At 57.0% G+C, this 22,209-nt stretch carries 20 protein-coding genes and 1 riboswitch; of the genes, 14 read left to right on the top strand and 6 right to left on the bottom strand.

Annotated elements, in window-relative coordinates; all coding sequences use genetic code 11:
* The first annotated feature begins 105 nt into the window (after positions 1-105).
* The 5 genes from zupT to IM290_RS03610 all read left to right on the top strand — a co-directional run bounded on the left by zupT (position 106) and on the right by IM290_RS03610 (position 6,043).
* The gene (gene zupT / locus IM290_RS03630; RefSeq protein ID WP_193042140.1) at positions 106-879 is read left to right on the top strand and encodes a zinc transporter ZupT; all 774 of its coding nucleotides are present in this window, start codon (positions 106-108) and stop codon (positions 877-879) included.
* 266 nt (positions 880-1,145) lie between these two features.
* Positions 1,146-1,706, top strand: a complete 561-nt coding sequence (locus IM290_RS03625) for a fimbrial protein (RefSeq protein WP_032672010.1) — start codon at positions 1,146-1,148, stop codon at positions 1,704-1,706.
* A gap of 76 nt (positions 1,707-1,782) precedes the next feature.
* Positions 1,783-4,227, top strand: coding sequence for a fimbria/pilus outer membrane usher protein (locus IM290_RS03620; protein ID WP_193042164.1), 2,445 nt, complete (start codon positions 1,783-1,785; stop codon positions 4,225-4,227).
* 9 nt (positions 4,228-4,236) lie between these two features.
* Entirely contained in the window at positions 4,237-4,998 is a 762-nt protein-coding gene (locus tag IM290_RS03615) for a molecular chaperone (protein WP_193042139.1), read from the top strand.
* Positions 4,982-6,043 (top strand): type 1 fimbrial protein, encoded by a 1,062-nt coding sequence (locus IM290_RS03610; RefSeq protein WP_193042138.1) that lies wholly within the window; start codon positions 4,982-4,984, stop codon positions 6,041-6,043. The genes IM290_RS03615 and IM290_RS03610 overlap by 17 nt, the downstream gene beginning before the upstream one ends.
* Positions 6,044-6,087: 44 nt before the next feature.
* Here IM290_RS03610 and ribB read toward each other — a convergent pair whose 3' ends face one another.
* Positions 6,088-6,741, bottom strand: a complete 654-nt coding sequence (ribB, locus tag IM290_RS03605; protein WP_015571897.1) for a 3,4-dihydroxy-2-butanone-4-phosphate synthase — start codon at positions 6,739-6,741, stop codon at positions 6,088-6,090.
* A gap of 105 nt (positions 6,742-6,846) precedes the next feature.
* Positions 6,847-6,997, bottom strand: a riboswitch (FMN riboswitch).
* 120 nt (positions 6,998-7,117) lie between these two features.
* Here ribB and ubiK point away from each other — a divergent pair.
* Positions 7,118-7,414, top strand: coding sequence for a ubiquinone biosynthesis accessory factor UbiK (ubiK, locus tag IM290_RS03600; protein ID WP_000566823.1), 297 nt, complete (start codon positions 7,118-7,120; stop codon positions 7,412-7,414).
* 77 nt (positions 7,415-7,491) lie between these two features.
* Here ubiK and hldE read toward each other — a convergent pair whose 3' ends face one another.
* Genes hldE through IM290_RS03585 form a run of 3 tightly spaced genes read right to left on the bottom strand, consistent with a single transcriptional unit; the run spans position 7,492 to position 13,141 of the window.
* A complete protein-coding gene (hldE, locus tag IM290_RS03595; protein WP_133983232.1) occupies positions 7,492-8,922 on the bottom strand; it encodes a bifunctional D-glycero-beta-D-manno-heptose-7-phosphate kinase/D-glycero-beta-D-manno-heptose 1-phosphate adenylyltransferase HldE in 1,431 nt (476 codons plus the stop codon).
* 40 nt (positions 8,923-8,962) lie between these two features.
* Positions 8,963-11,818 carry a bifunctional [glutamate--ammonia ligase]-adenylyl-L-tyrosine phosphorylase/[glutamate--ammonia-ligase] adenylyltransferase gene (glnE, locus tag IM290_RS03590; protein ID WP_045327462.1) on the bottom strand — a complete coding sequence of 952 codons (2,856 nt, stop codon included), beginning with the start codon at positions 11,816-11,818 and terminating at the stop codon, positions 8,963-8,965.
* A gap of 21 nt (positions 11,819-11,839) precedes the next feature.
* The gene (locus IM290_RS03585) at positions 11,840-13,141 is read right to left on the bottom strand and encodes an inorganic triphosphatase (protein ID WP_047057451.1); all 1,302 of its coding nucleotides are present in this window, start codon (positions 13,139-13,141) and stop codon (positions 11,840-11,842) included.
* Positions 13,142-13,378: 237 nt separating this feature from the next.
* Here IM290_RS03585 and IM290_RS03580 point away from each other — a divergent pair, with 237 nt between their 5' ends.
* Together IM290_RS03580 and IM290_RS03575 are read left to right on the top strand one after the other, a co-directional pair.
* Positions 13,379-13,999 carry a TIGR04211 family SH3 domain-containing protein gene (locus IM290_RS03580; RefSeq protein WP_001303390.1) on the top strand — a complete coding sequence of 207 codons (621 nt, stop codon included), beginning with the start codon at positions 13,379-13,381 and terminating at the stop codon, positions 13,997-13,999.
* Positions 14,000-14,059: 60 nt separating this feature from the next.
* A complete protein-coding gene (locus IM290_RS03575) occupies positions 14,060-15,301 on the top strand; it encodes a multifunctional CCA addition/repair protein (RefSeq protein ID WP_017384033.1) in 1,242 nt (413 codons plus the stop codon).
* A gap of 13 nt (positions 15,302-15,314) precedes the next feature.
* Here the strand turns inward: IM290_RS03575 and bacA are convergent, their stop codons facing one another.
* Entirely contained in the window at positions 15,315-16,136 is an 822-nt protein-coding gene (gene bacA, locus IM290_RS03570; RefSeq protein ID WP_003862545.1) for an undecaprenyl-diphosphate phosphatase, read from the bottom strand.
* Positions 16,137-16,242: 106 nt separating this feature from the next.
* Positions 16,243-16,611 (bottom strand): bifunctional dihydroneopterin aldolase/7,8-dihydroneopterin epimerase, encoded by a 369-nt coding sequence (folB, locus tag IM290_RS03565; protein WP_015571902.1) that lies wholly within the window; start codon positions 16,609-16,611, stop codon positions 16,243-16,245.
* 107 nt (positions 16,612-16,718) lie between these two features.
* Between folB and plsY the strand changes: the two genes are divergently transcribed.
* The 6 genes from plsY (at position 16,719) to ureC (ending at position 22,209) form a co-directional block, all read left to right on the top strand.
* Positions 16,719-17,333 carry a glycerol-3-phosphate 1-O-acyltransferase PlsY gene (gene plsY, locus IM290_RS03560; protein ID WP_017384031.1) on the top strand — a complete coding sequence of 205 codons (615 nt, stop codon included), beginning with the start codon at positions 16,719-16,721 and terminating at the stop codon, positions 17,331-17,333.
* 92 nt (positions 17,334-17,425) lie between these two features.
* Entirely contained in the window at positions 17,426-18,892 is a 1,467-nt protein-coding gene (locus tag IM290_RS03555; RefSeq protein WP_193042137.1) for an MFS transporter, read from the top strand.
* A gap of 155 nt (positions 18,893-19,047) precedes the next feature.
* Entirely contained in the window at positions 19,048-19,875 is an 828-nt protein-coding gene (locus IM290_RS03550) for an urease accessory protein UreD (RefSeq protein WP_015571905.1), read from the top strand.
* Positions 19,876-19,885: 10 nt separating this feature from the next.
* Positions 19,886-20,188, top strand: coding sequence for an urease subunit gamma (locus tag IM290_RS03545; protein WP_003862556.1), 303 nt, complete (start codon positions 19,886-19,888; stop codon positions 20,186-20,188).
* Positions 20,189-20,198: 10 nt separating this feature from the next.
* On the top strand, positions 20,199-20,513 hold the full coding sequence (locus IM290_RS03540; RefSeq protein ID WP_015571906.1) for an urease subunit beta: 315 nt from the start codon (positions 20,199-20,201) through the stop codon (positions 20,511-20,513).
* Positions 20,506-22,209 (top strand): urease subunit alpha, encoded by a 1,704-nt coding sequence (gene ureC / locus IM290_RS03535; protein ID WP_193042136.1) that lies wholly within the window; start codon positions 20,506-20,508, stop codon positions 22,207-22,209. Before IM290_RS03540 ends, ureC begins: the two co-directional genes overlap by 8 nt.

The following is a 22,209-nucleotide window of genomic DNA, read 5'->3' as shown; positions in this document are numbered from 1 at the left end:
ATGTGATGGGCCTACATTACGCGCATTCAGGTGAAGATGAACGCAGATAACCGTGAAGATCATCATCAGGAAATTTGAATGTCAGATATCGCTTAAGGAGAATGCATGTCAGTACCGTTGATTTTGACCTTACTCGCGGGCGCCGCAACCTTTATCGGTGCGTTCCTCGGGGTACTCGGGCAAAAACCCTCTAATCGCCTTCTGGCCTTCTCGCTGGGTTTCGCCGCCGGGATCATGCTGCTTATCTCGCTGATGGAGATGCTGCCCGCCGCGCTTCACACCGAAGGTATGTCGCCTGTTCTGGGCTATGGCATGTTTATCATTGGACTGCTGGGTTATTTTGCGCTCGACCGTATTCTTCCTCACGCGCACCCGCAGGATTTAATGCAAAAAAGCGTTACCCCCTTCCCGGGCAATATCAAACGCACGGCCATTCTGCTGACGCTGGGTATCAGCCTGCATAACTTTCCGGAAGGTATCGCCACCTATGTCACGGCCAGCAGCAACCTGGAAATGGGTTTTGGTGTGGCGCTGGCCGTGGCTTTGCACAATATTCCTGAAGGACTTGCCGTTGCCGGGCCCGTTTATGCCGCCACGGGTTCAAAACGTACGGCTGTCTTTTGGGCGGGTATCTCCGGGATGGCTGAAATTCTCGGCGGCGTGCTGGCGTGGCTGATCCTCGGTAGCCTCGTCTCCCCGATTGTGATGGCTGCAATTATGGCTGCCGTGGCCGGGATTATGGTCGCGCTCTCTGTCGATGAGCTGATGCCGCTGGCGAAAGAGATCGATCCCAACAATAACCCCAGCTACGGCGTACTGTGTGGAATGTCAGTGATGGGGATGAGTCTGGTACTGCTGCAAACGGCCGGTATTGGCTAAGAATTTATGCCTCCGTTTTATACGGAGGCTATATATTATTCAAAAAAACAATCCTATATATTTCACCTATAATAACCTGAAAAATATAGACCTGTTAAAATCCCGAAAAACCACGCCTCTTAAGATAGCCTGCAAATATTAATTAAAACCATCTAAAAATATATTTAAGTCATGTTAATCGCGTCTCCCCACCCCAATTCGTATACTTCGCGAGTATTCTGAAATTAATATTCACATTATGAATCACTCTGAAAAAGGATATTTTCATGTATATGGGTAAAAAACTACTGTTAGCGACGGCTATGGCAGTCATTGTATCGGGTGCTGCTTTTGCAGATGATCAAGGCTCAGGAAAAATCAAATTCAAAGGTATTGTTATTGACGCACCGTGCAGTATCGCACCAGACAGCGTTGATAAAGAAGTCGATCTGGGTGAAGTGACCACGGCTGTTATCAACGCCAACAAAAAATCTACCCCGGTACCGGTCGATATCAATCTGGAAAACTGCCAGCTTGACGATCCGGCAGACGAGACCGACACGCCAATTACCAAAGTGGATGTGACCTTTACCAGCGCAGCGACAGACGCGGCGGATACCAGCCTGATGAGCAACACCTATGCAAGCGGTGCGCAGAACGTGGGGGTGCGTCTGCTGGATAACGCGGAGTCTGCTATCACGCTGGGAGAGGCCAACGAGGTTGAGTTGCTGGCGGGTTCAACCACCCAGACGCTGCATTTCAAAGCGGTTATGGAAGTCCCTACAGGTAAAACTGCGACGGCAGGCCAGGTTGAAGCCACGGCTAACTACGTCCTGATGTACAAATAATTCTGTTACGTCACGGCACCAGCCGACTGGTAATTCATACCGGTCGGCACTCTCTATTTACTCGAGTAACAGGATGATGACATACAAATTACAATGGATAATCATCATTGCGTCCCTGTTAATGACGAAAGTTGCCTCTGCCACCGAGTTTAATATAAACGCCATCGATAAAGATCAGCGCGGCAGCGTCGATTTATCACTGTTTAAAGATCAAATATCGGTTACGCCGGGAAGCTATTTCGTTACGGTTGCCGTCAATGATATTCCGCTGGCAAATGGCTGGCAGCTTCGCTGGCGAGAAATAAATAACGCCGTTCAGGTCTGTATTCCCCCCGAGCTGGTCGATACCTTTGCGTTGCAGGATGACATTCGCCACGCTTTGCCTGAGAAAGAGGGATGCGTTGATTTCGCCGCCAGACCCGACATCAGATTTACTTTTGAGCAAGGCAGCCAGACCCTGAAAGTGACCATCCCCCAGGCGTGGCTGCAATACCGTGCGATTGACTGGATGCCGCCATCCACCTGGGACAACGGCGTGCCGGGCGTACTGCTGGATTACAATATTTTTGCCAGCCATTATCAGCCCAATAGCGGCAGCAACAATGACAACGCCAATACCTATGGCACCGCCGGTGCAAACATGGGCGCGTGGCGGCTACGCAGCGATTACCAGTACACGCAAAGCCATACTGACGCAGGCTCGGAGCATAATGGACGTTTTTCACGCGTGTATATGTTCCGCCCTCTGCCCTCGATCGGTGCGAAACTGACGTTGGGTGAAACGGATTTCCAGTCCGCAATTTTTGACGCCTTTACCTACACCGGCGCATCGCTAATCAGCGATGAACGTATGCTGCCATGGTCGCTGCGCGGCTATGCCCCGCAGATTACCGGGATAGCGCAAACCAACGCCACGGTGACCATAAGCCTTGCCGAACGCGTGATTTACCAGAGTAAAGTGCCGCCAGGTCCTTTTGTTATTCAGGATCTTAACCAGTCGGTTCAGGGCACGCTGGACGTCAAAGTCACGGAAGAGGACGGACGCGTCAGCACCTTCCAGGTCTCGGCTGAATCCGTGCCGTTTTTAACGCGCAAGGGCCAGGTGCGCTACAAGCTCGCGGCGGGTAAAGCGCGCCAGGGCGCCTCCCATGACGTTGAAGACCACGCCTTTATGAGCGGCGAATTTTCCTGGGGCATGCTGTCGCACACCTCCCTGTATGGCGGCACGCTGGCCGATGGCGACCGCTATCGTTCCGTCGCTGCCGGGATCGGCCAGAATATGGCCTGGCTGGGGGCGCTCTCTTTTGACGTTACGCAGGCCACCAGCCAGTTGCCACACCAGCGCAGCCAGACGGGTTACAGCTATCGCATTAACTACAGCAAGCGTTTCGATACCACCGGCAGTCAGCTTACGCTCGCCAGCTACCGCTACTCAGACCCACAGTTTTTGAGCTACGCCCGCTACCTTGATTATGACGACGGTGACCGCCAGTCGGAAAAACAAACCCTGAGCGTGACGGCAAGCCAGTACATTTCGGCGTTATCCCTGAACCTGTACGTCAATATGCTGCGTCAGACATGGTGGAATGATTCACCCTCCACGACCGGCAGCATCACGGCGGGCTACAACTTTGATATGGGCCGCTGGAAGAACCTTGGCGTAACCCTGTCCTGGAGTAAAACGCATTACGACGAGGAAGACGAAAATGACGATACTCAGTTCTATCTCTCGCTCAGCGTACCGCTCGATCCCGATCATCGACTTAACTATGACCTGCGTAACCGCGACACGCTGAGCCATAACGTGTCGTGGTATGACACGTCGGATCGCAATAACACCTGGGGCGTTTCCGCGGGCGCGGAGAGCGGGAAGCCAGATTCCGGCGCGCAGTTCAGCGGGAATTATCAGCATTATTCTGCGTACGGCGATCTGAATCTCTCCGGCAGCTATAAAGCTGAAGAATATAACTCCCTCAGCGCAAGCTGGAGCGGTTCCTTCACCTCAACGGCGAAAGGCGCCGCGCTGCACCGGCGCAGCTACGGTAATGAACCCCGCGTAATGGTCAGCACCGACGGGGTAGGCAATATCCCGCTGAACATGTCGCGAGATGAGACCAACCGTTTTGGCATCGGCGTGTTACCGTCATTCTCCAGCTATTCCCCCTCCAGCGTGCAGATCAATATGAACAACCTTCCGGATGGCGTGGACGTGGACAACCGCGTCGTGACCTCAACCTGGACTGAGGGGGCCATTGGTTTTCGTCAGATTGCCACGCGTGCAGGTCGGGACGTGGCAGGTGTTCTGCGGATGTCATCAGGAACGCCACCGCTCGGGGCGATTGTTCGCCTGGAAGCAAACGATTTGCAGGTTGGGATGGTGGCCGATGAAGGCCACGTCTGGCTCGGCGCCGTTGAGCCAGAACAGCAGTTTCGCGTGACATGGGGCGACAACCAACAGTGTCGCTTCTCGTTACCTTCTCACTTAGAAAACAGTATGCAGTTGATACTGCCGTGTCAGTAAGAAATCATCATGAAATTAACGCCGATTAAAAGCCTGTGCCTGATGCTAATCAGCACAGCATTTACCACCCATGCGGCCATTAATCTGGACCGCACGCGCATTGTTTTTCCAGAAAGCGACAAGGCCAGCAGCCTGAAAGTGGACAACCAGAGCAAGGCTTTACCTTATCTGGCGCTCTCCTGGATTGAAGACGAAAAGGGGCAAAAAGAAGATACGCACTTTATGGCTCTTCCCCCCATTCAACGTATCGAAGCGGGCACCTCGTCGCAGGTAAGAATTGTTAAACAAGCCGCCACCCGCCAGTTGCCAAAAGACAGGGAATCGCTGTTTTATTTCAACCTGCGTGAAGTACCGCCAAAAAGCATCAGCGCCAGCGAGGAGCGCAGCGTGATGCAGGTTGCCATGCAGAGCCGAATTAAGCTGTTCTGGCGTCCGGAAGCGATTAGCAAAAAATCCGGCGAACTGGCTGAAATGCGAATGGAAATTACCGCCAACGCGAAAGGGCTCACGGTCCACAACCCTACGCCGTATTACATCACGCTGGCATGGCTGAGCAAAAATGCCAAAACCATGCTGCCGGGTTTTGACAGTCTGATGATTGCGCCTTTCGCCACGGCAACCGCCTCTACCGGTGATTACCACGGTAGTTATTACAGCATCGGCTATATCGACGATTACGGTGCCCTAAAAAAAGTCGACGTGCAGTGCACCGGAACGGCGCAATGTAAACTTACCGAACGGAAAATCGATAAAGATGCAAAAGCTCGCTAGTTTGCTGTTTATACTGCTGCTTTCAGCGCTGCCTTTGAAAGACGCGCTGGCGCTTAACTGCTATCTGGGTGGATCTGGCGGCCCCGTCGAGGAGACAAAAACGATCACCCCTTTTGCGATCCCCAGCAACGCTCAGGTTGGTCAAAAAATATGGGAGTCTGATGACATTAAAATTCCGGTGACGTGTGATAACAACGTCACGAGCAATTTTGAGCCGGAAGATGTCTTTGCATGGGTGAACCCTTATCCTGCCGCAACCGATCCCTATTATGAACTGGGCGTCACCTATGAAGGCATAGATTACGATGCTACAGGCCAGCCCAACGGCGTGGATACCCGCCAGTGCCTGGACAACGATAACATCACCATTTACACCCCGGATCAAATCCGCCAGATGGGTTGGGAGAATCGCATCTGCTCCAGCAATCCGGATGATATCCATATTTCACGCACGTTCGTCGCCCGATTACGACTTTTCGTGAGAATTAAGACTATGCCGCCACATGGCTATGTCAGTTCGCTCAGCGATTACATCGTTGTGCAGTTTGACGGTAAGGGTGGCGTTAATCAGATGGCCAACGCGAAGAACCTCAAGTATCACATCAACGGACTGCAAAACATTACGGTGCTTGATTGCGGAGCGACGTTTAGCATTTTCCCTGAAAATCAGGAGATCGACTTCGGCGCCTTCAGCGCGCGCGACATTGTGAATCAGCAGACGCGTATGCGCACGTTTTCAATACGAACCACCAAAGTGCAGGATGCCCAGTGCTCGGACGGATTTAAGATGGACTCGTCGTTTTACACAACCGAAACGCTTAGCGCAGACGACACCGCGGTACTGATAGGGAATGGGTTAAAGCTGCGTATTCTTAACGGAACGGAGCCTTACACCTTCAACCAGTACAAGGAGTACGCCGATTTTACGGGCGATACGATGAATGTTGAGCAAAACTACACGGCTGAACTTTCACGGGAAGAAGGGAAAGCGATTCAGTCCGGGCCGTTCGAAACCGTGGTACTGTTCAAAATTAACTACCACTAGAAACAAAAAAGCCGGGTTTCCCCGGCTTTTTCACATCAGCATGTTTAGCTGGCTTTGCGCTCGTGCGCCCGGCGATACTCAACCAGATCTTCAATCGTCACCACTGGCATATTGTGCAGTCGCGCAAAGGTGATGCACTCCGGCGCGCGCGCCATGGTGCCATCATCGTTGGTCAGTTCGCACAGCACGCCTGCGGGTTTGAAGCCAGCCAGCGTCACCAGATCGATGGTCGCTTCGGTATGACCACCACGGGTCAGCACGCCGCCCGGCTGCGCGCGCAGCGGGAAGACGTGACCAGGGCGGTGCAGATCGGATGGTTTCGCACCATCAGCAATCGCTGCACGCACGGTAGTCAGGCGGTCAGCTGCCGACACACCGGTGGTTACGCCATGCGCTGCTTCAATGGTCACGGTGAAGCCGGTACCAAAGGCGCTGGTGTTGTTTTCAACCATCATCGGCAGATCAAGCTGCTTGCGACGGTCTTCGGTGATGCACAGGCATACGATGCCGCTACCGTGACGGATGGTCAGCGCCATCTGCTCAACGGTCATGTTCTCGGCGGCAAAAATCATGTCGCCTTCGTTTTCACGGTTTTCATCGTCAAGCACCATCACACCGCGGCCTTCGCGCAGTGCATCCAGTGCATGTTCAACACGTTGAGTTGAAGTGCCAAAAGAGGAAAGTAGCGTCTGATTCATGGTAAAAAAACCTCATTAACTTTATGGTTACCAGAATCAGGGCAGTCTTAGGAGCGCCGTACAAGCGGCAAAAAAATAACGTGAGCGGGCTTTGCCCGACTGGATCGTTACTCTCTCCCATCCGGACTCTAACCGTCGGCCCCGGAATTACACCGGATCTGCTGACCTTTGAGAATTCACCCAAAGCGCTCGCGGGCTTTCAGCGTTAAGCTGATTTACCGCCGGTGGGGAATTTCGCCCCGCCCTGAGAATAAGCGAGATAACTATAACGCTATTGATTACCCTGGGCAATGCATAAGCTTCAAACAATTTTGTTTAACCCACGGCATGACGCGCTACAATAGGCACTAACACCTTTTCATCAAGGGAAACGACAATGATTGACCCAAAGAAAATTGAGCAGATCGCGCGTCAGGTTCATGAGTCCATGCCGAAAGGTATTCGTGAGTTTGGTGATGACGTTGAGAAGAAAATCCGCCAGACGTTGCAGGCACAGTTGGTTCGCCTTGATTTAGTCAGCCGCGAAGAGTTTGATGTGCAGACTCAGGTGCTGCTGCGCACCCGCGAGAAGCTGGCGCTGCTGGAACAGCGTCTGAGCGAGCTGGAGAGCCGCAATGCGCCGGAAGAAGTGAAGCCAGCGCCAGCTATTCCACCGGTGGATGACCAGGCATAAGTGCGGCCTGATGCCCTCACCCCAGCCCTCTCCCACAGGGAGAGGGTGAAAAACGAACGGGCCAACTGGCCCGTTTTTTACTGACTGTCTTTCTGGATCTTCTTAATGATGTTGGTGGTTGAACACCCGTCCTCAAAGTTGAGCACCATCACTTCACCGCCATTCGCCCAGACCTCTTCGCTACCTGCGATTTGCTCTGGTTTGTAATCACCGCCCTTCACCAGCAGGTCAGGCAGAATTCCGGCAATCAGGCGCTGCGGGGTGTCTTCTTCAAATGAGACCACCCAGTCCACCGCTTCCAGCGCGCCGAGCACTATCATGCGCTGCTCCAGCGGGTTCACCGGACGCGTTTCACCCTTCAGACGTTTGGTTGAGGCATCGCTGTTGACCGCCACAATCAGGCGATCGCCCAGCTTGCGCGCGTTCGCCAGATACGACACATGACCCGCATGCAGGATGTCGAACACGCCGTTGGTCATCACCACTTTTTCACCGCGTTTGCGCGCGGCAGCAACGGCCACTTTCAGTTCCTCTTCGGTCATGACGCCAAAGCCGGTATCCGCACGCCCACGCACCGCGTTTTCCAGCTCGATTGGCGAAACGGTGGAGGTCCCGAGTTTACCAACGACCACGCCCGCCGCGGCGTTCGCGAAGTAGCATGCTTCTTCCAGAGAGTTACCCGCCGCCAGCGTCGCCGCCAGCACGCCAATCACCGTATCACCGGCACCGGTCACGTCGTACACTTCCTGCGCCTGGGTTGGCATATGCAGCGGCGATTTGCCCGGTTGCAGCAGCGTCATGCCCTGTTCGGAACGGGTCACCAGCAGCGCAGACAGCTCGAAATCAGCGATGATTTTCATGCCGCGCTCAACCAGCTCTTCTTCAGTTTTGCACTTGCCCGCCACCGCTTCGAACTCAGAGAGGTTTGGCGTCAGCAGGGTTGCGCCGCGATAGCGCTCGAAATCGGTGCCTTTCGGATCGATCAGCACCGGTACGCTGGCTTTACGCGCCAGCTGGATCATGGTCTGCACGCTCGCCAGCGCGCCTTTGGCATAATCAGACAGCACCAGCGCGCCGATATTGCCCAGCGCCTGGCTAATACGCTCGTGTAGCGGCTCAGGATCAACGCCTTCGAATCCTTCTTCGAAATCGAGGCGGATCAGCTGCTGGTTACGCGACAGGACGCGAAGCTTGGTGATGGTTGGGTGGGTCGGAACAGAAACGAAGTCGCACTTCACGTTCACGTCCGCCAGCGACTGACTCAGGGCACGCGCCGCATCGTCAATGCCGGTCAGGCCCACCAGACGCGAATGCGCGCCCAGCGAGGCTATGTTCATCGCCACGTTTGCCGCGCCGCCTGGACGCTCTTCAATGGTGTCGACCTTAACTACCGGCACCGGCGCTTCCGGAGAGATACGGCTGGTCGGCCCATACCAGTAGCGATCCAGCATCACATCACCGACAACCATAACTCCAGCACGTTCAAACTCTGGCAGTGTTACTTTCATTCCTGACTCCAGAAAGATTCACAATTTGCGCGCGATAATATCACACTTGTTTTGTTACGCACGGTTCCACCAGCCACTTCTGCCAGCTTGTGGTCACCTGCGCGCGTTCATCGGCGAAACAGTCCAGCGCCACATGGCCCGGCTGTTCCTGTAAGGCCAGATGGTGCAACTCGTCACGAAGCGTGGTGTAGGCGCGGGTTAATGCCTGCGCCTCCTGCTCATCCATAATGTCGTTCTGTGCCAGCAGTTCCAGTATGCGCACGTTATCCGACCAGCGGGTCAGCTTCGGCTTATCGTGCGCGTGCAGCAGCACCAGGTACTGAGTGATAAACTCGATATCGGTAATGCCGCCTTCATCGGCTTTAATATCAAAGCGATCGCGATGTTTGTTGCCAAGGTGCGCGCGCATCTTCTCCCGCATTTCCCGCACTTCGGTTTGCAACGTACTGCCCTCGCGCGGGGTCGTCATGACCGCCTTGCGGATCGCATCGAACTGCGTTTTGAGCTGCGGATCGCCATACACCACGCGGGCGCGCACCAGCGCCTGATGCTCCCACGTCCAGGCTTCGTTCTTCTGATAGTCGGCGAAAGCCTCCGTCGAGGTGACCAGCATGCCTGCCGCGCCGGACGGGCGCAGACGCGCATCCACTTCATACAGAATGCCGGATGAGGTGCGGGTGCTGAACAGGTGCATAATGCGCTGGGCCAGACGCAGGTAGAACTGCCGCCCGTCAATCTCACGTTCGCCGTCGGTCATGACGTCTGCCGGACAGTCGTGGAGGAAAATCAGATCCAGATCGGAGCTGTAGCCCAGCTCCCAGCCGCCCAGCTTGCCGTAACCCACCACCGCAAAACCGCGGCCTTCGCGCTCTGCAAGGTGTTTCGGCTGCCCGTAGCGGGCCACCATCTGCACCCACGCCTGATGGACAACCGCGTCGATGATCGCTTCCGCCAGCCACGTTAAGTGATCGCTCACTTTCATTACCGGCAGGGTGCCGGCGATATCTGCCGCCGCCACGCGCAGCATCTGCGCCTGCTTAAACTGACGAAGCGCCTCGAGCTGTTGCTCTTCGTCCTCTTCCGGTACGCGCAGCAGATACTGACGCAGCTCGTCGCGGTAGGCATCCGTCGCCGTCGGCTGATACAGCGTATTCGGGTCGAGCAGTTCGTCCAGCAGCAGCGGATAACGCGCCAGCTTGTTCGCCACCATCGGCGAGGCGGCGCAGAGAGAAATCAGGTGCTTCAGCGCGCCGGGAAACTCGCTTAACAGTTCAAGGTAAGTGGTACGCGTGACGATCCCGCTCAGCAGCGGCATCATGCGCGACAGCGGCACCGGCGCATCCTCGCGGGAGCAGACATCGCTCAGCAGATGCGGCATCAGATGATCCAGCACCTGACGACCGCGTGGGCCAATGGCGCGTTTGTTCAGTTCGAAGCGGAAATCGGCAATCAGCGCCACCACGCGATGGCGGGCATCGTCGCTTAAGTGCGCCAGCACCGGCGTGGTGTCATCTTCCTGGAGCGCGTCCTGCCACAGCTCGCGCCAGTGCTCGGAGAGCGCATCGTCCTGCGATTCGCTTTCGTCGTCGCCGATCAGATCGTTAAAGATGCGGCGCACGCCCGCCATATGCGCTTCCAGCCGTTGCGTCAGCGCCGCCCAGTCATCCACCCGCATCCCCCAGGCCAGACGCGCCCGGTTCAGCTCGTCGCCCGGTAACGTCTGGGTCTGTTCGTCGTTGATACTTTGCAGCAAATTTTCCAGACGACGCAGGAAGAGATAAGAGTCACGCAGCGTTTGCGCATCGCCTTCCGGCAGCAGATGCAGCTGCTCGATAGCGCTCAGCGTCGGCAGCAGCGAGCGGGATTGCAGAGAAGGTTCACGCCCGCCGCGTATCAGCTGGAAGACCTGGACGATAAATTCGATCTCACGAATACCGCCCGCGCCGAGCTTGATGTTGTCCTTCAGGCCACGGCGACGCACCTCGCGGGCAATCATCCCTTTCATATTTCGCAGGGACTGGATCACGCTGAAGTCGATGTAGCGGCGGAACACAAACGGGCGCAGCATGGCGCGCAGCTCGTTGGCCCAGGCATCGTCGCTGTCACCCATGATCCGCGCTTTGACCATCGCGTAACGCTCCCAGTCGCGACCCTGCTCCTGGTAATAATCTTCCAGCGCGGCAAAGCTCAGCACCAGCGGACCGCTGTCGCCAAACGGACGCAAACGCATATCCACGCGGTAGACAAAACCATCCTGGGTGGGCTGATCCAGTGCCTTAATCAGCCGCTGCCCCAGGCGAGTAAAGAACTGGGCGTTGTCCAGCTCGCGACGACCGCCGCGCGTGGAGCCGTTCTCCGGCCAGGCAAAAATCAGGTCGATGTCTGAGGAGAAATTAAGCTCGCAGCCGCCCAGCTTGCCCATCCCCAGAATCAACAGCGGTTGCGGAACCCCGGCTTCGCTGCACGGCGTGCCCCACTCTTTACAGCAGGCGGCGTAGAGCCAGTCCCGCGCGGCGACAATCAACGTCTGCGCCAGCTCGCTCAATTGCTGCAAGGTACTCTCTTCGCTCACCAGCTCCAGCGCCTGCGCCCAGGCAATGCGTACCATCACCCGGCGGCGGAACTGACGCAGTACGCGCATCAGCGTGGCTTCGTCTGCCACCTCTGCCAGCGCGGTTTGCAGCCAGCCAGCATAATGCCGCCACTCGTCAGCCTGCGGCGGCGCGCTTTCCAGCTCTGCCAGCCAGTCCGGGTTGGCGCTGACGCTCTCCTGCACAAAATCACTGAACGTGAGCACGCTTTTCGCCTGCTCGCTTAACGACGACGCGGGTAACGACTCAGGCAGGCGTTCGCAAACGGTCTGCCAGTGCTGCTGTAACTGCGAAGAAAGCGGCATATCAGGGGTTCCTTGCCAGAATTAACGTTTTCCGCTGTGCAGCCAGTACGGATCCTGCGAAATGGCCTCGTTGCGGAAATGCTCGATCTCGATCTGCTGACGGGTCTCGATGGCATGCTTCAGCCCCTGCCAGTTCTCCAGCCAGGCCTGCGCCTTCACGCCCTCATACGCACCTGACAGCAGCAACATGCTGTCGATGTTACGCGCCAGGCGGGGAAGCTGATCGCCATACTGGTCGCCCAGCGGATGCGCAAAGGTGGTTCTCAGCTCGGCCGCGTGACGGGAGAGGTGGATATCCGCAAAACGTTTGAAGTTTTCCGCGATTTTGGTCTGCCCTTTCGCATCGAGGAACGTGCGCCAGCCGCGCGTCACCAGAAACTCGGTCAGCGCCAGTTTCGCGCCGGCGTTTTGCGGGCTGTAGATCGCCGTTTGTGCCGACACGTCGGAAAGCATCAGCGTTTCGGTTTGAGTGAGCAAATCACGTAAGTGAGTGCTGGCTTTACGCGGTACAATGCCGCCAAAGAGCGTCAGGGTATGACGCACCAGCCCCATAGCGGCCAGCACCTGTTTTTTGGCATTTTTCACGTTACGCGCCCACAGCTCCTCGTGGTACTGCCACTGAGAGAGCGCCAGCTCCAGCGCCGCTTCCATGCCCTGCTCAACGGAGGCTTTCGGCACAACGCGCAGAATCGGGGTTTCTCGCAGCACGCGCGGCGCATTCCCGGCGGCCAGGTGATAGCCGCGCGCCGCTTTACTCAGGCTGCCCTGACGCAGGCCAGGCTGGTTCACCAGCTTGTGCGCCAGCTTCAGCACGTCGCTCGCCTCGCCTTCCAGCAGTTCGAGTTCCAATTCGCAGATCGGCTCCTGCTCTTCACCCGCCTTAATTTCACCCCGATCAAACGCGATCTCAATGCGGCTCTTGCCTTCCGTCACCAGCCATTTTTCGCGCCAGAAATCGGTGCTGAACAGCGGTTGCGCCTCTGCCGACAGCGTTGCGGGCAGCGTCCCTTCCGGCCACACTTCCGCCGGAAAACGATCCAACTCAAGTTCTGGCTTAGTGATGTCGATATTGTATTCCGGACGCTGGTGCAAACCGCCCACCACGCGACCGGCGATTTTCATCGTCATCTCGTAGCGCCCGTTCGCACCCCGGATGCGCAGGCCCATATCGTGGTTGCGCAGCCAGTTGTCCGGCGTTTCGTAATAGATGTTGAGCAGCTGTACGGGTTCATGGTGCTCGCCGGACAGCGTATTCAGATGCTGGCGGAGCGCGTCAGCGCTGTCTTTTTCGACGATAAACTTTAATTCGATCTCTTGTGCCATAGCCTTGTACTTTTGCGTGCGTCACAGACGCGTCGATGAAGGCGAACTTCCTCGCCATTTGTTTGTCAGTACATAGTATTTTGCGCCAAATTGCCACGCAATGAGCAATTTGACGGGCGTAAAAGTTTAAAGCGGTGGAAATCATGACACAGATGATTCCGATTGATGATGAATCCTTTGCGTAGCGACACTGATACCACTACTATCGTTCCACTTTTTATGAAAATAACGACTGATATGCTTAAATTACGCCTGATTGGACTTACTTTACTCGCTTTTAGCGCCGCAACCGCGGTCCACGCTGAAGAGAAACGTTACGTTTCTGATGAACTGAATACCTGGGTACGCAGCGGCCCTGGAGACAATTATCGCCTCGTGGGTACGGTAAATGCCGGCGAGGAAGTGACTCTGCTGCAAACCAATGCAGACACCAATTACGGTCAGGTTCGTGACAGCTCTGGCCGCACCTCATGGATCCCGCTGAAAGAGCTGAGCACGGTGCCAAGCCTGCGCACCCGCGTGCCGGACCTGGAAAATCAGGTGAAAACCCTGACCGATAAGCTGAACAACATTGACGGCACCTGGAACCAGCGCACCGCAGAGATGCAGCAGAAAGTGGCGCAAAGCGACAGCGTGATCGCCGGTCTGAAAGATGAAAATCAGAAGCTGAAAAATGAGCTCATCGTCGCGCAGAAGAAAGTGAACGCCGCGAATCTACAGCTGGATGACAAACAACGCACCATCATCATGCAGTGGTTTATGTATGGCGGCGGGGTGCTTGGCGTCGGTCTGGTGCTGGGTCTGGTGCTTCCTCACCTTATCCCGAGCCGTAAACGTAAAGACCGCTGGATGAACTAACTCGTCTTCTCTGCCACACTTACGTATCATCTTGCGAAAAGATAAAACGGGAGTGTTGGCGTGAAGAGTTATCTGGTCGGTGGTGCGGTACGTGATGCGTTATTAGGTCTGCCGGTCAAAGATAAAGACTGGGTCGTGGTCGGTGCCACGCCCGAAGCGATGATTGACGCGGGCTACCAGCAGGTAGGCCGCGATTTTCCTGTGTTCCTCCATCCGAAAAGCCGGGAAGAGTACGCCCTGGCGCGTACCGAACGGAAATCCGGTTCCGGTTATACCGGCTTCACCTGCTATGCCGCGCCGGATGTGACGCTGGAGCAGGACTTACTGCGCCGCGATCTCACCATTAATGCCCTGGCGCAGGACGAAAAAGGCCATATTATCGACGTCTACGGCGGCCAGAACGATCTGCGCGACCGTCTTTTACGCCATATTTCCCCCGCCTTTTCTGAAGATCCGTTACGCGTACTGCGCGTGGCGCGTTTTGCCGCCCGTTATGCCCATCTCAGCTTCCGCATCGCCGACGAGACGATGGCGCTGATGACGGCCATGACCGACGCGGGCGAGCTGGAACACCTGACGCCAGAACGCGTCTGGAAAGAGACCGAAAACGCCCTGACTACCCGTAATCCGCAGGTCTTTTTCCAGGTTCTGCGCGACTGCGGGGCGCTGAAAGTGCTGTTCCCGGAAATAGACGCGCTGTTTGGCGTGCCCGCCCCGGCGAAATGGCACCCGGAAATTGATACCGGCATTCACACCCTGATGACGCTGAGCATGGCCGCCATGCTCAGCCCGGAGGTGGACGTGCGCTTTTCCACCCTCTGCCATGACCTCGGCAAAGGGTTAACGCCAAAGGAGTTGTGGCCACGCCACCACGGGCACGGTCCGGCTGGCGTGAAGCTGGTTGAAGGGCTTTGCCAGCGCCTGCGCGTGCCGAATGACATTCGCGATCTGGCAAAACTGGTGGCCGAGTTTCACGACCTGATCCACACCTTCCCGATCCTGAAACCCGCCACCATCGTCAGGCTGTTTGATAACATCGACGCCTGGCGCAAACCGCAGCGCGTTGAGCAAATTGCGCTGACCAGCGAAGCCGACGTGCGCGGCCGCACCGGGTTTGAAGCGTCCGATTATCCGCAGGGTCGTTTGCTGCGTGAGGCGTGGGACGTAGCGAAAGCGGTGCCAACAAAAGAGGTGGTGGAGGCAGGGTTTAAAGGCCCGGCGATCCGCGAAGAGCTGACGAAGCGGCGGATTGATGCAGTTGCAGCGTGGAAGGAAAAACGTTGCCCTCAGCCGAAAGACTGAGGGCGGTCGGTCATCAGAAGAAGACCACGTACACGGCAGCCGCGACGATAAAGCGGTAGATCGCGAACGGAATAAACGAAATACGCTTAATCAGTTGCAGGAAGGTTTTGATGGCGATCAACGCCACAATAAAGGCGGTGATAAAGCCCACGGCGAACATCGGAATGTCGCCCACGGTCAGGAAGCCGATGCTTTTGTAGAGATCCAGCGCGGTGGCGCCCATCATCATCGGCACCGCCAGCAGGAACGAGAACTCAGACGCCGCGTAACGGCTCACGCCCATCAGCATCCCGCCGGAAATGGTTGCCCCTGAACGGGAGAAGCCCGGCCACAGCGCCAGACACTGGAAGCAGCCAATCATAAACGCCTGGCGATACGTCATATCGTCCAGACCTTCCGCACGCGGGGTTTTTGGCTTCAGCACTTCGGCGGCAATCAGCAGGAAGCCGCCGACAACCAGCGCGTACATCACGTTAATCGGGTTGAAGAGCGATTTAATGGTGTCGTGGAACACCAGCCCCAGCACTACCGCCGGGATCATCCCGAGCAGAATATGAATCAGCGTCAGGCGCCCTTTGCCCTCTCCTTCACGCTGCGGCAAACGCCCGAAGTGGATACCGATCAGACCAAACAGACGTCGCCAGAACATCACGACCACCGCCAGGATAGAGCCCAGCTGAATAACCACCTCAAACGTCTTTGCGGTATCGCCTTCAAAGCCCAGGAGATGGCCAACGATAATCATATGGCCCGTACTGGACACCGGCAAAAACTCCGTCAATCCTTCGACCACACCCAGTATTGCCGCCACCAGCAGCGAGTGCATATCGCTCATCTATAAACCCCTAAAAAGATATAAAAAAACGGTGTCCCACGCGGACAACCGTGAAAGATACAGCTTTAAGACCGATATAACCTAAAATGGTTTAGCTATTATGACGTTAAATCTTTCCTTTCAGATTTGTGCCACGCTCGATAATCACGCCCACATTGGCGGCGCGCGCCACCGCTCCCGGCTTGCTTAGCTTAATGCGCACCCATGGGGAGTTAAATTTGCTCAGCAGCAGGTCTGCTACCTCTTCCGCCACGCGTTCTACCAGCGCAAAACGTTGCCCTTCCACATGGGCGATGACCGTTTCACTGATGTCGGCGTAGCTCAGACAGTCATTCACATCATCGCTTTTTGCTGACTTGCGGTTGTCCCAGCCCATTTCGATATCGAACACCAGTTTCTGCTCGATGGTCTGTTCCCAGTCGTAAACACCAATTGTGGTGATTACCGAAAGTTGCTCTATAAATACAATATCCATCACGACCTGCCTGCTTTTTGGCTAAACCGGATACCACTTCCGGCGAATTATGCGTATTATCCACAGATGCTGAGAATACAGATACATTTTCAAAACGGAACAGCGTTATGAGTGCAATCGCGCCTGGAATGATTATCCTCGCCTACCTTTGCGGCTCAATCTCCAGCGCCATTCTGGTCTGCCGCATCGCCGGGTTGCCTGACCCGCGTGAAAGTGGTTCCGGGAATCCGGGGGCGACCAATGTACTACGAATTGGCGGCAAGGGAGCAGCCGTAGCGGTTTTGATTTTTGATGTTCTGAAAGGAATGCTTCCCGTCTGGGGCGCGTATGCGCTCGGCGTCACACCCTTCTGGCTGGGGCTGATTGCCATCGCCGCCTGCGTCGGCCACATCTGGCCCGTTTTCTTTGGTTTTAAAGGCGGTAAAGGCGTTGCCACCGCGTTTGGCGCGATTGCGCCGATCGGCTGGGATCTCACCGGCGTGATGGCGGGCACCTGGCTGCTGACCATTCTGCTGAGCGGTTATTCGTCGCTGGGCGCCATCGTCAGCGCACTGATCGCCCCGTTTTATGTCTGGTGGTTTAAACCGCAGTTTACCTTCCCGGTGTCGATGCTCTCGTGTCTGATCCTGTTGCGCCACCACGACAACATTCAGCGCCTGTGGCGGCGTAAGGAAACGAAGATCTGGACGAAGCTCAGGCGTAAAAAGAAAGACGCTCAGTAAACCGTTCGTTATGCCTTATAACCAAATGTGATTTTTGTCACCTTCTGCCTGTGGTAACTGTTAGAGACACAACACAACCACACAAAAAGAAAATGGCAGAAATCACAGATTCAACTCCCCTTCCAACGGCAGGAAATACCCCGGATGGCGACATCAAGTGGGTGCGTAGCGCATCGGACGTTTCACGTCTCGTTAATGACGGCTCTCAGGGCCGGGCCAATGCCCGCATCGTGGTCGGTATCGCGCTCGGGGGAATTTTCCTCGATGCCTACGATCTCGGCGCGCTGGCATTCGGCATCAAAGACATCACCCGCGAATTTAACCTGACGCCTGCCGGTACCGGCATGGTGGCCTCGGCGATTACCTTTGGCGCGATTGTCGGGGCGCTGCTCGGCGGCTATCTTACGGATAAAATCGGGCGCTACCGCGTCTTTATGGCCGACATGGTGTTCTTTGTCGTTGCCGCTATCGCCTGTGCGCTGGCCCCGAACGAATATGTGCTTGCGGGCGCGCGCTTTGTGATGGGTCTTGGCGTTGGGATCGACCTTCCCGTCGCGATGGCGTTTCTCAGCGAGTTCGCCAGGCTGAAAGGCCCGGGGAATAAAGCCTCCAGCGTCGCAATGTGGTGCCCCACCTGGTACGCGGCCATCAGCATCTCTTATCTTCTGGTGCTCTTCTTTTACGCCGTGCTGCCGGAAAGCCACAGCGACTGGCTCTGGCGTCTGATCCTTGGCTTTGGCGCGGTGCCCGCGCTGGTGATTATCGCCATCCGCAGCCGCTATATGAGCGAATCCCCGGTCTGGGCGGCGAATCAGGGCAATCTGAAGGAGGCGGCGTCCATCCTGCGGCAGTCTTACAATATTAATGCCCACGTACCGCAGGATGCGCTCGACCAGCCCGCGCCTGTCGTGAACAAGGCAAAATGGTCGAACTACCTGAACCTGTTCCGCGGTATCTATCTGCGGCGTACCACGCTCGCCACGCTGCTGTCAGTGGTCTCCTCGTTCGCCTATAACGCCGTAGCCTTTGGCCTGCCGGTGATCATCTCCAGCTTCTTTGTGCAGTCGATGCTGACCACCATTCTGATCTCGCTGGCGCTTAACCTGCTGTTCGCGTTTGTCGGCGGGCTGCTGGCGGTGCGCTATGTTCCGCGCTTCGGCGCATGGCGGATGTCTCTGGCGGGTTATGCGTGCCAGCTTGCGGCACTGCTCGGCCTGGCGTTGATTGGCCGGCCTGACGGGGCCATGGAAGGCGTGTTCGCCGTCGCGATGCTGGCGCTGTTCCTGTTTGGTCAGGGTTTTGGTCCAGGTGCGCATACCATGACGTTTGCCTCCCTGAGCTACCCGACCTCGCTGCGCGGCGTGGGCGTGGGGCTTAACCAGACGCTGATGCGCAGCAGTTCAACGCTGTCACTGTTTCTGTTCCCGCTGCTGGTCGCCTCGCTGGATACCGCCGTGTTCTGGGTGATTGCGCTGGCGCCGTTTATCGGTCTGGCGTCGCTGCTGGCGATCCGCTGGGAGCCGTCGGGGTATGATGTGGATGCAGAGGATTATCGCTAGCCTTTCTTGCCGGGTGGCGCTGCGCTTACCCGGCCTACATTACTGAAACCGGCTCACATGAGCCGTTTTTTTATCCATAAGCGACTCATATGACAGCCTTCATTTCCGCCAGGGCATACTGAAACGTACCCCGATAGTGTGGAAATGGAAGCACCATGTTAGCAACTCAGGTCACTGATAATTCATACAAAGGCTGGCAGGCCTCGCTTGCCCTCCAGTTTTGTCATACCCCTGAGAAAACCCTTCTCCATTCCGCGCGTCACAGCGGGCCGCTCACCGTTCAGCGTCCGTTTTATCCCGAAGGGGAAACCTGCCACCTTTACCTGCTGCACCCGCCAGGCGGAATTGTGGGCGGAGATACGCTGGATATTTCCGTGCGGCTCGACGCCAAAAGCCATGCCCTCATCACCATGCCCGGCGCCAGTAAGTTCTATCGCAGCAACGGCCCGCTGGCCTGCCTCAGTCAGCATTTTTACCTCGACGAAGAGGCCACGCTGGAGTGGCTGCCGCAGGACACCATTATTTTCCCCGGCGCTAACGCCGCGCTGCGTTCCGTCTTTCACCTGCACGCCACCAGCACGCTGCTGGCGTGGGAGCTGTACTGTCTGGGCCGTCCGGTGATAAACGAAACCTTCAGCCACGGCACGCTGGAGAACCGCCTTGAGGTGTGGGTGGATGGCGAGCCGCGTCTGATTGAGCGACTGCATCTCAGCGGTGGCGATCTGACGCCCGTCGCGGACCATCCGTGGGTCGGCACGCTGCTGTTCTATCCGGCCCGGGAAGCACTTCTCGACGCGGTGCGTGCGCTTCTCGCCCCGCTGGAAAACGTTGGCGGGGCGACGCTCACCGACGATCTGCTGTCGGTGCGTTTTCTCTCCCACGACAACCTGATTTGTCAGCGGGTGATGCGCGATATCTGGCAGTCGCTTCGCCCGCTTTTAACTTCCAAAACCGCCTGTTCGCCGCGCATCTGGCAAACATAAGAGAAACGCTATGGAACTGACTCCCAGAGAAAAAGACAAGCTGTTGCTGTTCACCGCCGCGCTGGTTGCCGAACGCCGCCTCGCGCGCGGGGTAAAGCTCAACTACCCGGAATCGGTCGCGCTGATCAGCGCCTTTATTATGGAAGGCGCGCGCGATGGCGAAACCGTCGCCTCGCTGATGGAAGCCGGCCGCCACGTCCTGACGCGCGATCAGGTGATGGAAGGCGTGCCGGAGATGATCCCGGATATCCAGGTGGAAGCCACCTTTCCGGACGGATCCAAGCTCGTCACCGTCCACAACCCGATCGTGTAAGGAGCGCGTGATGATCCCAGGCGAATACCGGATCCAGTCCGGCAACATTGCTCTCAACGTCGGGCGCGAAACCCGAAGTGTGATCGTGGAAAACCACGGCGACAGGCCGATCCAGGTGGGATCGCACTACCACTTTTACGAGGTCAACCCGGCGCTGAAGTTCGATCGCGAAGCCACCCGAGGTTACCGGCTGAACATCCCTGCCGGCACTGCCGTGCGCTTCGAGCCCGGCCAGAAGCGGGAAGTGACGCTGGTGCAGGTGACGGGCGCACAGCGCATTTTCGGCTTTCGCGGCGAGGTCATGGGCGAGGTGAAACATGGCTGAGATTTCACGCCAGGCGTATGCCGATATGTTCGGCCCCACTACCGGGGATAAAGTGCGGCTGGCCGACAGCGAGCTGTGGATCGAAGTGGAAGACGATCTCACGATCTACGGCGAAGAGGTTAAATTCGGCGGCGGAAAAGTGATCCGCGACGGTATGGGACAGGGGCAGATGACCGCCGACGACTGCGTGGATCTGGTGCTCACCAACGCGCTAATCGTCGATCACTGGGGGATCGTGAAAGCGGATATCGGCGTAAAAGATGGGCGGATCTTCGCCATCGGCAAAGCCGGAAACCCGGACATTCAGCCCGGCGTGACGATCCCGATTGGCGCGGCAACGGAGGTGATCGCCGCCGAAGGGAGGATTGTCACCGCCGGCGGGATCGACACCCACATCCACTGGATCTGTCCGCAGCAGGCGGAAGAGGCGCTGGTGTCTGGCGTCACCACCATGATCGGCGGCGGCACCGGGCCTGCGGCAGGCACAAACGCCACCACCTGCACACCGGGGCCGTGGTATATCGCCCGCATGTTGCAGGCAGTCGATACGCTACCGGTGAATATTGGCCTGCTGGGTAAAGGGAACGGCTCCAACCCGGACGCGCTGCGCGAGCAGATCGCGGCAGGTGCCATCGGGCTTAAGATCCACGAAGACTGGGGCGCGACGCCTGCGGCCATCAACTGCTCGCTGGAGGTCGCTGAAGAGATGGATATTCAGGTGGCGCTGCACAGCGACACGCTGAACGAGTCCGGTTTTGTCGAAGACACGCTGGCCGCCATCGCCGGGCGCACCATCCACACCTTCCACACCGAAGGGGCGGGCGGCGGCCATGCGCCGGATATCATCACCGCCTGCGCGCACCCGAATATTCTGCCCTCCTCCACCAACCCGACGCTGCCCTACACGGTCAACACCATCGACGAGCACCTGGACATGCTGATGGTTTGCCATCACCTCGACCCGGATATCGCCGAGGACGTGGCGTTTGCCGAATCCCGCATTCGCCGGGAGACCATCGCCGCCGAAGACGTGCTGCACGATATCGGCGCGTTCTCGCTCACCTCGTCAGATTCACAGGCAATGGGCCGCGTGGGGGAAGTGATTATCCGCACCTGGCAGGTGGCGCACCGCATGAAGGTGCAGCGCGGCGCACTGCCGGAAGAGACCGGCGATAACGATAACTTCCGCGTGAAGCGCTATGTCGCCAAATACACCATCAACCCGGCGCTGACCCACGGCATCGCCCATGAGGTCGGTTCTATTGAGGCGGGCAAGCTGGCGGATCTGGTGGTCTGGTCCCCCGCCTTCTTTGGCGTCAAACCCGCCACCATCGTCAAAGGCGGGATGATCGCCTGCGCGCCGATGGGCGACATCAACGCCTCGATCCCCACGCCGCAGCCGGTACATTACCGCCCGATGTTTGGTGCCCTTGGTGCCGCACGCCACGCCACGCGGCTGACGTTTGTCTCTCAGGCTGCTGATGCCAGCGGCATTCCGCAACGGCTCGGACTGCAAAGCGCCACCGCGGTGGTGAGAGGCTGCCGGTCGGTGAAAAAGGCCGACATGATCCACAACGATTTACAGCCGAATATCACCGTTGACGCGCAAACCTATGAGGTACGCGTCGACGCCGAATTGATCACCAGCGAACCGGCAGAGGTTTTGCCGATGGCGCAACGCTATTTTCTGTTTTGA

Origin of the sequence: Enterobacter cloacae complex sp. S1, from assembly GCF_014930525.1 — a bacterium.
GTDB lineage: Bacteria > Pseudomonadota > Gammaproteobacteria > Enterobacterales > Enterobacteriaceae > Enterobacter > Enterobacter hormaechei_C.
This window is presented reverse-complemented; position numbering and strand designations above follow the sequence as displayed.

Excerpts from the sequence above, each read along its gene's own strand:
- zupT (WP_193042140.1), top strand. The coding sequence starts at position 106 with ATGTCAGTACCGTTGATTTTGACCTTACTCGCGGGCGCCGCAACCTTT.
- IM290_RS03625 (WP_032672010.1), top strand. The coding sequence starts at position 1,146 with ATGTATATGGGTAAAAAACTACTGTTAGCGACGGCTATGGCAGTCATT.
- IM290_RS03620 (WP_193042164.1), top strand. The coding sequence starts at position 1,783 with ATGACATACAAATTACAATGGATAATCATCATTGCGTCCCTGTTAATG.
- IM290_RS03615 (WP_193042139.1), top strand. The coding sequence starts at position 4,237 with ATGAAATTAACGCCGATTAAAAGCCTGTGCCTGATGCTAATCAGCACA.
- IM290_RS03610 (WP_193042138.1), top strand. The coding sequence starts at position 4,982 with ATGCAAAAGCTCGCTAGTTTGCTGTTTATACTGCTGCTTTCAGCGCTG.
- ribB (WP_015571897.1), bottom strand. The coding sequence starts at position 6,741 with ATGAATCAGACGCTACTTTCCTCTTTTGGCACTTCAACTCAACGTGTT.
- ubiK (WP_000566823.1), top strand. The coding sequence starts at position 7,118 with ATGATTGACCCAAAGAAAATTGAGCAGATCGCGCGTCAGGTTCATGAG.
- hldE (WP_133983232.1), bottom strand. The coding sequence starts at position 8,922 with ATGAAAGTAACACTGCCAGAGTTTGAACGTGCTGGAGTTATGGTTGTC.
- glnE (WP_045327462.1), bottom strand. The coding sequence starts at position 11,818 with ATGCCGCTTTCTTCGCAGTTACAGCAGCACTGGCAGACCGTTTGCGAA.
- IM290_RS03585 (WP_047057451.1), bottom strand. The coding sequence starts at position 13,141 with ATGGCACAAGAGATCGAATTAAAGTTTATCGTCGAAAAAGACAGCGCT.
- IM290_RS03580 (WP_001303390.1), top strand. The coding sequence starts at position 13,379 with ATGCTTAAATTACGCCTGATTGGACTTACTTTACTCGCTTTTAGCGCC.
- bacA (WP_003862545.1), bottom strand. The coding sequence starts at position 16,136 with ATGAGCGATATGCACTCGCTGCTGGTGGCGGCAATACTGGGTGTGGTC.
- folB (WP_015571902.1), bottom strand. The coding sequence starts at position 16,611 with ATGGATATTGTATTTATAGAGCAACTTTCGGTAATCACCACAATTGGT.
- plsY (WP_017384031.1), top strand. The coding sequence starts at position 16,719 with ATGAGTGCAATCGCGCCTGGAATGATTATCCTCGCCTACCTTTGCGGC.
- IM290_RS03555 (WP_193042137.1), top strand. The coding sequence starts at position 17,426 with ATGGCAGAAATCACAGATTCAACTCCCCTTCCAACGGCAGGAAATACC.
- IM290_RS03550 (WP_015571905.1), top strand. The coding sequence starts at position 19,048 with ATGTTAGCAACTCAGGTCACTGATAATTCATACAAAGGCTGGCAGGCC.
- IM290_RS03545 (WP_003862556.1), top strand. The coding sequence starts at position 19,886 with ATGGAACTGACTCCCAGAGAAAAAGACAAGCTGTTGCTGTTCACCGCC.
- IM290_RS03540 (WP_015571906.1), top strand. The coding sequence starts at position 20,199 with ATGATCCCAGGCGAATACCGGATCCAGTCCGGCAACATTGCTCTCAAC.
- ureC (WP_193042136.1), top strand. The coding sequence starts at position 20,506 with ATGGCTGAGATTTCACGCCAGGCGTATGCCGATATGTTCGGCCCCACT.